We start from the raw sequence: 11,344 nt of genomic DNA, 5'->3' as shown, positions 1-11,344 counted from the left end.
TTCCCAATCAATAAGAAAGAAACCGAATTGACTTCAGGCTATTTTGTTTAGTTTTCAAGGTTCGAAATGTTCTTTGTTGCGTACTATCTAATATAGCACAGTTTCATTTGAGTTGTCAACAAGAAATTTTGTTTTCCTTGTTTTTTCGACAACAGAATCTATTATACGGATTTAGTCAGTTCATGTCAACGGCTTTTTAGAAGTTTTTTATTTGGATACGTCTCCGTCCCAATCAAGCATTCCACCTTGCAGGTTTTTTACTTTGTAACCTTGCTCTTCTAAATGTACTCCTGCTTTATTACTTCTTGCGCCGGATCGGCAAACCATTACATATTCTTTGTCTTTAGTCAATTCACTAATACGGGTTGGGATATCTCCCAGTTTAATATGTTTCGCTCCAGGAATGATTCCTTCCGCCACTTCATCATCTTCACGAACATCAATGATTTCTAAATCTGGTCGGTTCATCTCTTGCTTCAATTGTTCTTTGTTAATTAAATCGATTTTCTTATCTTCCATCGAAAGTTCCTCCTTATGACGAAATGTATTCCCATTCTATATCCGAAACCGATCTGCTGTCAATCAAATACCACTTCCAATTTTTATGTCATGCATTGAATAAGCAATCCTCCATACTCATCGTCTCCAACTGTACGTGAGTCTATACATAATAAATCTATAGCCATTTGAACTACTTTTACCTAAAACGCTCTCGTGTTTTTTGAGAAAGAGTCTTCTGACTATCAAAAAACCAGCCAGATCTCAAGACGATCTGACTGGTAATATAGAAGGAAGTTAATTCGCTACAATATTGACGAGCTTCCTTGGAACAGCGATGACTTTACGTACTGTTTTTCCTTCAATCCATTCCTTGATTTTTTCATCAGCTAATGCAATTTCTTCGAGTTCTTCTTTCGTTGCATCTACTGGAACGGAAACTTTTGACCGCACTTTACCCATGACTTGAAGTACGATTTCTACCGTATCTTCTGTCAATTTGCTTTCGTCATACTCCGGCCAAGTCGCATACGTAATCGAATCCTCATGTCCGAGCAACGACCAAAGTTCTTCACCGAGATGCGGTGCTATTGGTGAAAGCATTTTTACAAAGCCTTCAACATACTGCTTCGGAATGACCTCCGCTTTATAGCCTTCGTTTACAAAGACCATCAATTGTGAGATTGCTGTATTAAAATGAAGGTTTTCATAATCCTCGGTTACCTTTTTCACCGTTTCATGGTAAATCTTATCGAAGTTTTCATTCTCTTGGTCTTTCACAATTTCTTTCAAATTACCGTCTTCATCGACAAAGAGTCGCCAAACGCGATCAAGGAATCTTCTTGAACCATCCAAGCCATTCGTGCTCCAAGCAACGGATGCATCCAATGGTCCCATAAACATTTCATAAAGTCGAAGCGTATCGGCTCCGTGTGTATCAATAATATCGTCTGGATTAACCACATTCCCTTTTGATTTACTCATTTTTTCGTTACCTTCACCTAAAATCATACCTTGGTTAAATAACTTCTGGAATGGTTCTTTTGTCGGTACGACGCCGATATCATATAAGAACTTATGCCAGAAACGAGCGTAAAGTAAATGCAATACCGCGTGTTCAGCCCCTCCGATATAAATATCAACTGGAAGCCACTTTTTCATCGTTTCAAAGTCTGCCAATGCATCGTCATTATCAGGGTCGATAAAACGAAGATAATACCAACAGCTTCCTGCCCATTGAGGCATTGTGTTTGTTTCTAGTCGTCCTTTTTTACCGGTTTCCTTATCGGTAACTTCTAACCATTCTGTAATATTGGCTAATGGCGATTCACCTGTACCTGATGGCTTGACTTCATCAGTTTCCGGTAAGATTAATGGAAGGTCTTCATCATCCAGCGCGGACATCGTCCCATCTTCCCAATGTACAATCGGAATTGGCTCGCCCCAATAACGTTGACGACTGAATAGCCAATCACGAAGTCGGTAAGTTGTTTTGCGTGTTCCGATTTTCTTATCTTCCAACCAGGCAATCATTTTCTCGATGGCTTCGTCTTTGTTCAAGCCGTTCAAGAAATCAGAGTTCACATGTGGACCATCGCCAACGTATGCTTCCTCCTCTGTGTTTCCACCTTCAACGACTTCGACAATCGGCAGTTCAAATTTCGTTGCAAATTCATAGTCCCGCTCATCATGTGCAGGAACAGCCATGATGGCACCCGTTCCGTAAGACATCAGCACATAATCAGCAATCCAGATCGGCATTTTATCTCCACTCGCCGGATTGATCGCATAAGCACCAGTGAATACACCTGTTTTATCTTTCGCTAAGTCTGTTCGTTCAAGTTCACTTTTTGCTTGCACTTGGTCTTGATATTGCTTAACGGCATCTCTTTGTTCATCCGTTGTGATTTTTTCAACAAGTGGATGTTCTGGAGAAAACACCGCATACGTTGCACCAAAAAGGGTATCTGGACGTGTTGTAAAGGCATCAAAGCTTTCATCGGTGCCTTCAATTTCAAATGTCAATTCAGCGCCATCTGATTTTCCAATCCAGTTTCGCTGCATATCTTTCAAGCTTTCAGGCCAATCCAAATCATCTAGGTCTTCCAATAGGCGGTCGGCATACTCCGTAATCCGCAGAATCCATTGGCGCATCGGCTTACGGATGACCGGGTGGCCACCGCGTTCACTTTTCCCGTCAATAACCTCTTCATTGGCAAGCACCGTACCTAGTTCGGGACACCAGTTAACCGGCACTTCATCCATATAAGCTAAGCCTTTTTCATACAATTTCTTAAAGATCCACTGTGTCCATTTGTAATAGCTTGGATCTGTTGTGTTGATCTCACGGTCCCAATCATATGAAAAACCGAGGGACTTAATTTGACGTTTGAACGTTTGGATATTTTTCTCCGTAAATTCTTTTGGATCGTTGCCTGTATCAATTGCGTATTGCTCAGCAGGCAAACCGAACGCATCCCATCCCATTGGATGCAACACTTCATACCCTTGCATCCGCTTCATGCGGGAAAGAATATCGGTTGCTGTGTAGCCTTCCGGGTGACCGACATGAAGTCCTGCCCCTGATGGATAAGGGAACATATCTAATGCATAAAACTTTGGCTTATCTGAGTTCGTATCTGTTTTAAATGTTTTATTCTCTTCCCAGAACTGTTGCCACTTTTTCTCAATATCTCGATGATTGAACGACACAATCCTTCCTCCTTCAAACTACTCTTATTGATGAAAATATAAAAAACTCTCGCCCTTAAACATTAGGACGAGAGTTAACACCCGTGGTACCACCCAAATTAGCACGTATTAATCGTACTCACTTGATCCTTTAACGCAGGGGACGGCACAAACTACTGTCGAATTAATTTCATCTGTGCAACTAAAAGGGGAGTTCAAAGCAATGCAAGAGCAACTTTCACCAACCGCTGCCTCTCTGTAAGCTTGCTATCTGCCTTTACTAGTCCTTTATCATCGTTTCGTTTCTTATTTACTGTTGATTTTATGTAAGCCCCACGCTTTTGTCAAGACTTATCAATACCTTAACGTAAATCCTTCATATACCAGGCATCCATCGTAAAGTGGGATGACTGACCATACGGCTGATCGAGTTGATCAAAACCAAACCAATCATATAACCGGTTTGCCGCTTCTAGTTTTGTTGATGTTTCCAAATAGCAATAGTCATAATGCTTTTTAGCAAACTCAAGGGCGACATTCATCAATTTCACAGCTAAACCTTGACCTTGAAATTCTGGTTTTACATAGAGCTTTTGAAGCTCGCAAACTTGTTGTTCACGGTCGAACGCTGCAATCCCTACGCCACCAACAACCTCACCCGCTTCATTCACCGCAACCCAATAGCTGGCACATTCTTCTTGTTCGTAAAATTGTGCAAGCTCACCCAATTGCGGATCAAAATAGGCCGTACCGGGAATATCTAACTTAAATGATTCCAAGGAACGCTTGATAATTTCCGCCATTGCTTGATTGTCTTTTACTTCGATTTCACGAATTTCCATGATCTGATCCACCTTTATTTTCTATAGTAACCCAATAATAATGGGGATTATCATAAAGATAACCGCACTAAAGACTAGCAAATAAGTAACGGACTTAGGAAGCTTCACATTTTTACTTCCTTGGTACCATCCAGTAAATTGCAACTTATTCCGATATAAAACAAATACCAACAATAAAATTGCTATTGCTCCAAGCCACTTTAGCTCAATCGTCTGATCAATGGATGCGTATATTTCATTCAATAAAAACCAACCAAGACCACCAAGCAAAAGCACGATCACTGCTATCCGGAATAATTCCAGTCCGAATCGCATATATCTTCCTCCTCGTCTCAAGTCTATTTAGAAGTTATAATAGAAGAAACTAAAAAACGAAGACGTTAGATTGGAGAAAATCATTATGTTATCCATCATCCCATTTATCCATCAACTATTCACAGATACCATCCATGAAGGTGATATCGTCGTTGACGCAACGCTTGGAAACGGACACGACAGTTTAGTGCTTAGTAACCTCGTCGGAGACAATGGAAAAGTTTTCGCTTTCGATATTCAACAAGAAGCGATTGACCAAGCTAACCAACGATTCTCAGAAAATAACCGTCATAACATTTATCCCTTTTTAAAAGGCCACGAAAAAGCAACCGATATTCTCGATGAACATGCCATTGACGAAATTGATGGAGCAATCTTCAATCTCGGCTACCTTCCTGGAAGCGACCAACAAATAACGACGACAGAAACAACGACGATTCAAGCCATTGAACGACTGCTCGATCGGTTAAAATCAGGTGGCCATATTGGCATCGTCATTTATCCTGGACATCCGGAAGGTAGGCAAGAAAAAGAGGCAGTAATGGATTATCTCCGTAATCTTCCATCGAAAATAGCAGACGTCGCCAAATACGAAATGGTTAACCGAAGTGAACGGGCACCTTTCGCAGTCGTCATTCAAAAAAAGTGACGACTAGCGCCGTTTCCACTTCCTGTACACTTTCCCGTTCCAATAGACTAAGCTCGCACGCCAGCCCGTTGCCTTGACCAATGACTGGACTTTGCCTCGTTCATACGGCAATTCGTTTGCTTTACGATCCGATAAATAGAGTCCAATCAGTCCATCGACAATTAACCGGTGGAATTTTTGGTCAGGCAATCCTTCAGTCTCTACTTTTGCCCGTTCAATAAATGCATTCATCCGAGAGAATAGCTGTTCATCCGCTTCATAGTAAAAACAAAAATTCAAATCCCCTTCTTCACGGTCCTCTTCTTGATCAATGAAATAATCAAGCATAATATGCAAACCCTGTACGTAAGGGAAATAACTTGAAAAGACTTCCTTTGCAACATTTCTTCCGTTCAATCCGTAAGAGATAATGCAAAATATCCCGAGTGTCGACCCACTCGCAGCAGAAAATTCATACCACGACAAGTCACCTGCTTCATACTCTTCTTTATACCAACTTTCTAAACGAGGCACTCGCTCTTCTGCTTTTACATGTTTATGTACTTGGAGATCAATATATAAAGAAGCAAGTCGTTTTAATGATGGATAAAGCTCTTCATAATTCGGAATCTGTTGGATGATCTCTTGGCATGCGTCAACCAATGCTTGTAAATAACCACCATCATCCTGTTCTTCACGCATTGCGTAAAAGTTTGTCTGTTCACCTGAAGTCCTCACCGGTTGCAACGCTTCTTGCATAGATACATGAAGTTGACGAAAATCTTGGGGATCGAGCGAGGTGCTTCGGTCACACAGATTATCCAAATAATCACTGATTGTTTGATAAGCAACAATAAAACGAATCGCGAGCTTCCAATCTTCATGAGCAAGTGTTGCGTAAATCGAACCACCTTCACAATGAAACGTTTTTGATTCAATACTGTTTAATGCTTGTGTTCGTAATTCTTCATTCGGAATAGCACGCGCTTTCTCTTTCCACTCTTCCAAACGGCGATTGACCTCTGGAAAAATATCAAAATAAGAAGATCGGATGACATCAAAAATTGATGTCGGCACTTTCGGCATGTTGATTCCTCCATTCAATGGCGCAATGTTTCTTAGGTTGTTAAATGTGTCACGGTCGTTTTCCTTCGATGAATTGAACGATTTCCTGCATGACCTCTTCCCGTTCGGGTTCATTCAATAATTCATGGTATAACTCATCATATACATGGATGGACTTCTCATTAACCTTAATTTTATTAAACCAATTGATGCTGACATCCTTATCGACTAGGTGATCGACCCCACTTTGGAGCATCAATGTCGGGATGTTTTTATAGTTATTGACATCTTTATTGGCTTTTTCAGCCGCCTTTTGAAATTCCAAAAACCAACGGATGGAAACCTTCCTCAAGAATAATGGATCATCTTCATCCTTGGCGACGAATTCCTCATTTCGAGTTGCGACAGAAGATTTGATTCCTGTTTTAACGCGTAAGCTTGGATAGATTGGATTCACTAAACTGGCGATCGCACGCAGTACCTTATTCGGTCCAGAAGTAATCCCGACTGCAGGAGAGGATAGAATGACTCCATCAAGGGGGATGTTCATCGTTTGTACAAAACGAATGGAAATTAAACCGCCCATACTGTGTCCGAATAAAAATATAGGTAATTCATATGACTTCGCATGGTTAACCCACGTTTTTACCGTGTCGAGGTATTGTTGAAATGAACGAATATGGCCTCGTTTTGTTGGAATATTTTCGCCTTGACCAGGTAAATCACCATAAACAACATGATAATCATGTGAAATCAATTGCTCGACTACCCAATCATACCGACCAGAATGCTCGAATGCTCCGTGGACGATGACGATGACAGCCTTCGCATTTTTGGCTTCCCGAATTTTCACTGTTACCTGACCTCCTTAAACTGCATACACTCGTTGTTTTGTTATAATAATCATAGCATAGAAAAGAAAGGAAGGAATAATATGATACTCCCATATAAAGATTTTTACCCGGAAATTGACGACACTGCTTTTGTCGCTGAAGATGCCGTTATTTCGGGTGACGTGAAAATCGGCAAAAACGCAAGCATCTGGTATAAAACTGTAATTCGCGGAGATGTCGCACCAACTGTGATTGGAAATGATGTGAATATACAGGATCAATCACTGCTACATCAAAGCCCGAATAATCCATTGATCATCGAAGACGGTGTAACGGTGGGACACCAAGTCATGCTCCATTCAGCAATCGTTCGAAAAAATGCACTAATTGGAATGGGTTCGACCGTTTTGGATGGTGCTGAAATCGGGGAAGGAGCATTTATTGGTGCTGGAAGTCTAGTCACACCCGGCAAAGTAATCCCTCCAAACACGATGGCATTTGGCCGACCTGCTAAAGTGATCCGTGATATTAATGAAGAGGATTTGAAAGAAATGGACCGTGTAAGAAAAAGCTATGTCGAAAAAGGACAAGTGTATAAGAAGATTCAGGAAGAAGGTTGATGAGGCGAGCTTCTATGTTTTTTCGTGGTTGCTGGGCGCATATTTTTCTGAGTTGGGCGCATAAATCCGTTCGAGCGGCACATATTTTCTTGATCCGGGACCATATATCCAAAGTAAGGGCACATATCACGTAATGGAGGGCGCATATTTCCTACACTTGGGTGCATATCCACCTACGTCATCCAGCGGCAGATATTTCTCGTAGCTGGGCGCATATTTCTCTCGGTCGGGTGCATATATCCGGCCGAGTGGCACATATCTCCTTGATCTGGGACCATATATCCAAAGCGAGGGCACATATCACGTAATGGAGGGCGCATTTTCCCCTCACTTGGGTGCATATCCACCTACGTCATCCAGCGGCAGATATCTCTCGTAGCTGGGCGCATATTTCTCTCGGTCGGGCTCATAAATCCGGCCGGGCGGCACATATTTCCTTGATCTGGGACCATATATCCGAAGTGAGGGCTCATATCACGTAATGGAGGGCGCATTTTCCCCTCACTTGGGTGCATATCCTATTAAAACTTCCAGATTGATTGAAAGTAATCTCCCAAAATAAGCAAACCTCGTCGGAAAGGGCGAGGTTTTTCTACAAACAAAAAAGCGCCGCATTGTGCGACGCTTTTTCCTCAAACTTCTATTATTTCTCGCTAACTTGATCCTGATGTTCATTTTTCTGATCCGTTTTTTTCGAATCATCTGACATCAGTTCAGTTGTAGATTGTTTAAATTCCTTCAATGCTTGACCGGTTGCTTTTCCAATTTCAGGTAGCTTTTTAGGTCCAAAGATAATAAGCGCTAATATAATGATGAGTATTAGGCCCGGAATTCCGATCGAACTTAACAACAGTATTCACCTCCAGAGGATTAGCCTTTTCGTTTTTATTACCGGTCCTGTTTATGCTTTATGACTCTTGGTTTTAGCTTTCGCTAATTGACCGCCTTCATCCATATACTTCTCGATCCCTTCAGCAGCACGATATGCCAAGGCTCCAATCGTTGGTGTCGGGTGGTGGCTACCAAACTGTGGGAAAGCGGATCCACCAACTACGAATAGGTTGTCTACATCCCACATTTGTAGATAGTTGTTTACCGCAGAAGTTTCTGGATCATCTCCCATGACCACACCACCAGTATAGTGTCCACCTGCATACACATGGTCGAACTCTTCTGGTAATGCGTCTTCTTCAACAATGTCGGCGCCCATCTCTTCCATGATCTCGCGACACTTTTCTACACCGAACTTACCGATATTTCTTTCGTTTTCACCGAATTTATATGTTGCTCGTAATAACGGGTCACCATATTCATCTGTATAATTCGGATCCAGGTCCAGATAATTATGCCAATAAGACATTGCAGTTGCAGTATACCAGATATGCAAACCTCTGTAAGCATAGAATAATGAATCTTCTTTGAATTTCTTACCCCAACGTGGTGTATCGCTTGGGACAATATAGTTACTTTTGATTGCGGCGTCTCCATACTGTCTTAATTCAATTGCGCCTCCACCGATGAAATCTAAGTCGGAATGGTCGAAGTTATCTGCCGCATAATCATTGACAGCAGCACCAAGTGCACCGGCACCCATATATAAATTAAACCGTTTGTTTTTGAAAAATCCTCTTGCACCATGGAAAGCTGAATTATATTGACCATTAAAATTACGACCGATGACTCCTTTTCTCGTTTCAGGGTCATACTGCTCACCGATACCGGACAACATCAATAGACGGTTATTGGTAAATGCGAAAGCAGACAATACGACTACATCTGCTGGCTGTTCGAATTCCTCACCTGTTTCTTCATCTACATACATGACACCTGTTGCTTGTTGGTTCCCACTATCATATAAAACTCGTCTAACGTAAGCGCGCGTACGGAGTTCAAAATTATCATGCTCCAAAGCAGTCGGGACAACGGTAGCGATTGGGTCTGATTTTGCTGAGAAATCACACCCATGTCTCGTACAGAAAGAACAATACATACACGCATTCAATGTTTGTCCGTCCGGATTCGTATAATTTTGTGACATATTTCCTGCAGCAATTTGAAAAGGGTGTAAACCTAAATTGCTCGTTGCATCTTTAAATAACTTTAATGGCGGTGTCTCTTTTAATGGAGGGTTTGGCCACTCATTTTTCCGCTTCGGTGCCAACGGATCTTGCTCACCGGAGATACCGGCCATTTTCTCCCACTTATCATAGTACGGTTCCATTTCTTCATAAGTAATGCCCCAATCCTGCAGATTCATATCTTCAGGAATTTTATCTTCACCATATCTTTCAATTGTTTTACTTCTCATTTCAAAATCATAAGGCCAGTAACGATACGTAGCTCCAGCCCAGTGAACACTAGCACCTCCGACATCAAATCCGAGCTGCATTTGTTCTCTTGTTCTGATCGGGAGTGCCGTCTCGCCGATTTCGTTTCTAGAGGTAACTGTATCGCTTGATAATGGTTGCATAATTTCATAGCGACTATCGTATTTCAGTTCGTCTTTTTGACCGATGTAATCGCTTCGTTCTCTATGGTCGCCTCGTTCCAATGCAACGACATTCTTTCCCGCTTTGGCCATTTCAGCACTGATGATTCCACCAGCCCAGCCAACTCCAACAACTACAACATCGACTTTATCAAGTTTTGTTGCCATCTATAAATTACCTCCTTGGTATTCCTTCAAGCTCATCGGTTCTTTAGATAAGAACTCTTCCGCATCGATTTCATTCGCCCAGCCCATCCGAGGACCAGGATATTCAATCATTTTCCAACCTTGCATATCCTTATTTCCACCATAAACCGGATCAGAATACACACCTTCAATCGTTGTCTGACGCAAGAGTTCAAAGAATATACTTGATTGTACACCCTTCAATTTGATTTCATTCGCTTCAAACTTACGAAGGATCTCATCTTGTTGTTCGCCTTCAAGTTCAGCAAATTTACTTCCGAAATCCTTTTGACTTACCTCTTGCATTTTTCTTAATCCATGTAGGAATACTTCTCCACGATTAAGTTTCGTCTGAAGACCATATTCACCTGATTTTTGAGGTTGGAAAGGTCCCTTCATATATGTTTTGGCATTGTAACCGTAATATCCAGCCAACTGTTTATCAATAAAATATGGTACACCTAGCTTAATCGCTCCTGGACCATTTTCATCTTCTGGATAAATTCGCTCACTAGCATAAGCTAATGTTTCAAAATCCTCACGACGCTTAAAGAAAGTACGAGCATTTTGCAGTTGTTCTACTTGATCGCTATTCGCTCCTTCCTCAGCCGTATCGAACTGACCGAATAGACCACCTAGTACTAAACCACCGGCTACACCACCAGCCGCATAACCTGATTTCTTAAGAAAATCCCTCCTAGAAGCATTCTCTGGCTCTTCTGTATGGCCTTTGTTTTGATCCTTGTCCACCATAATGAACCCCCTCCACAAAGATTAATTGACTAAAATTAATATTTATTTATTTTTAAACCTATATAAGGTTTAAATCACTAACTCAAAAAGAAAGCTCCTAGGTAACTATGAATCATCACCCAGGTTTCAATTCGTTTATAAACCGGTAACAATTTAATCCTCACGTGTCTTTCTACTATGTAATAACACCATAGTTATTTAGCTAGCTCGTCAACTAATTCAAACAGCCAAATGTCATCAATTGTAAAACAAAATTGACAAAAAAACAAGTCTTTTCGAGCCTTTATAGAGTAGCATACCCAGAAACCAAGCTCATTAAACGAGAAAAAATGGTAAAAAGTAAATAAGAGAATCAATTTCATAATTGCTCTTTTTAAAAATACAAAGACTTCTCCAATGTTTTGAATTGCATTTTTAAAAACAGA

At 41.2% G+C, this 11,344-nt stretch carries 12 protein-coding genes and 1 other annotated feature; of the genes, 2 read left to right on the top strand and 10 right to left on the bottom strand.

The genetic code is table 11. The features are described from left to right. Nucleotides 1-207 precede the first annotated feature (207 nt). The 4 genes from FPQ10_RS12510 to FPQ10_RS12495 form a co-directional block, all read right to left on the bottom strand. Nucleotides 208-519, bottom strand: a complete 312-nt coding sequence (locus FPQ10_RS12510) for a rhodanese-like domain-containing protein (protein WP_144163832.1) — start codon at nt 517-519, stop codon at nt 208-210. Between the two features lie 276 nt (nt 520-795). Continuing rightward, nucleotides 796-3,210 (bottom strand): leucine--tRNA ligase, encoded by a 2,415-nt coding sequence (leuS, locus tag FPQ10_RS12505; RefSeq protein WP_144163831.1) that lies wholly within the window; start codon nt 3,208-3,210, stop codon nt 796-798. A 60-nt stretch (nt 3,211-3,270) separates the two neighbouring features. Beyond that, nucleotides 3,271-3,493 (bottom strand) — a binding site (T-box leader). A gap of 58 nt (nt 3,494-3,551) precedes the next feature. Next, the gene (locus FPQ10_RS12500) at nt 3,552-4,031 is read right to left on the bottom strand and encodes a GNAT family N-acetyltransferase (RefSeq protein ID WP_144163830.1); all 480 of its coding nucleotides are present in this window, start codon (nt 4,029-4,031) and stop codon (nt 3,552-3,554) included. Between the two features lie 21 nt (nt 4,032-4,052). Beyond that, nucleotides 4,053-4,346, bottom strand: coding sequence for a hypothetical protein (locus tag FPQ10_RS12495; protein ID WP_144163829.1), 294 nt, complete (start codon nt 4,344-4,346; stop codon nt 4,053-4,055). Nucleotides 4,347-4,431: 85 nt separating this feature from the next. Here FPQ10_RS12495 and mnmM point away from each other — a divergent pair, with 85 nt between their 5' ends. Beyond that, entirely contained in the window at nt 4,432-4,995 is a 564-nt protein-coding gene (mnmM, locus tag FPQ10_RS12490; protein ID WP_144163828.1) for a tRNA 5-(aminomethyl)-2-thiouridylate-methyltransferase MnmM, read from the top strand. Nucleotides 4,996-4,998: 3 nt separating this feature from the next. Here the strand turns inward: mnmM and FPQ10_RS12485 are convergent, their stop codons facing one another. Both FPQ10_RS12485 and FPQ10_RS12480 read right to left on the bottom strand, forming a co-directional pair. After that, complete coding sequence (locus FPQ10_RS12485) at nt 4,999-6,060, bottom strand: tetraprenyl-beta-curcumene synthase family protein (RefSeq protein ID WP_144163827.1); 1,062 nt, start codon at nt 6,058-6,060, stop codon at nt 4,999-5,001. Nucleotides 6,061-6,109: 49 nt separating this feature from the next. Then, nucleotides 6,110-6,892 (bottom strand): alpha/beta hydrolase, encoded by a 783-nt coding sequence (locus FPQ10_RS12480; RefSeq protein WP_144163826.1) that lies wholly within the window; start codon nt 6,890-6,892, stop codon nt 6,110-6,112. Between the two features lie 81 nt (nt 6,893-6,973). Between FPQ10_RS12480 and FPQ10_RS12475 the strand changes: the two genes are divergently transcribed. Continuing rightward, nucleotides 6,974-7,492, top strand: coding sequence for a gamma carbonic anhydrase (locus FPQ10_RS12475; protein ID WP_144163825.1), 519 nt, complete (start codon nt 6,974-6,976; stop codon nt 7,490-7,492). Nucleotides 7,493-8,135: 643 nt separating this feature from the next. Here FPQ10_RS12475 and tatA read toward each other — a convergent pair. The 4 genes from tatA to FPQ10_RS13220 all read right to left on the bottom strand — a co-directional run. Beyond that, nucleotides 8,136-8,342 carry a twin-arginine translocase TatA/TatE family subunit gene (gene tatA / locus FPQ10_RS12470; protein WP_186278686.1) on the bottom strand — a complete coding sequence of 69 codons (207 nt, stop codon included), beginning with the start codon at nt 8,340-8,342 and terminating at the stop codon, nt 8,136-8,138. A gap of 51 nt (nt 8,343-8,393) precedes the next feature. Next, nucleotides 8,394-10,148 carry a GMC family oxidoreductase gene (locus FPQ10_RS12465; RefSeq protein ID WP_144163823.1) on the bottom strand — a complete coding sequence of 585 codons (1,755 nt, stop codon included), beginning with the start codon at nt 10,146-10,148 and terminating at the stop codon, nt 8,394-8,396. After that, a complete protein-coding gene (locus FPQ10_RS12460) occupies nt 10,149-10,916 on the bottom strand; it encodes a gluconate 2-dehydrogenase subunit 3 family protein (RefSeq protein WP_246065509.1) in 768 nt (255 codons plus the stop codon). Nucleotides 10,917-11,113: 197 nt separating this feature from the next. Continuing rightward, nucleotides 11,114-11,344: hypothetical protein (locus tag FPQ10_RS13220; RefSeq protein ID WP_222103068.1), on the bottom strand; the 231-nt coding region annotated here is incomplete at its 5' end.

The organism is Allobacillus sp. SKP2-8, assembly GCF_007559355.1.
GTDB lineage: Bacteria > Bacillota > Bacilli > Bacillales > Alkalibacillaceae > Allobacillus > Allobacillus halotolerans.
Note: the sequence above shows the minus strand (reverse complement) of the source record. Positions and strands in the feature narration are given on the sequence as shown.

Bases quoted from the DNA above. Each gene is read 5' to 3' on its own strand.
- FPQ10_RS12510 (WP_144163832.1), bottom strand. From the start codon at position 519: ATGGAAGATAAGAAAATCGATTTAATTAACAAAGAACAATTGAAGCAA.
- FPQ10_RS12500 (WP_144163830.1), bottom strand. From the start codon at position 4,031: ATGGAAATTCGTGAAATCGAAGTAAAAGACAATCAAGCAATGGCGGAA.
- FPQ10_RS12495 (WP_144163829.1), bottom strand. From the start codon at position 4,346: ATGCGATTCGGACTGGAATTATTCCGGATAGCAGTGATCGTGCTTTTG.
- mnmM (WP_144163828.1), top strand. From the start codon at position 4,432: ATGTTATCCATCATCCCATTTATCCATCAACTATTCACAGATACCATC.
- FPQ10_RS12485 (WP_144163827.1), bottom strand. From the start codon at position 6,060: ATGCCGAAAGTGCCGACATCAATTTTTGATGTCATCCGATCTTCTTAT.
- FPQ10_RS12475 (WP_144163825.1), top strand. From the start codon at position 6,974: ATGATACTCCCATATAAAGATTTTTACCCGGAAATTGACGACACTGCT.
- FPQ10_RS12465 (WP_144163823.1), bottom strand. From the start codon at position 10,148: ATGGCAACAAAACTTGATAAAGTCGATGTTGTAGTTGTTGGAGTTGGC.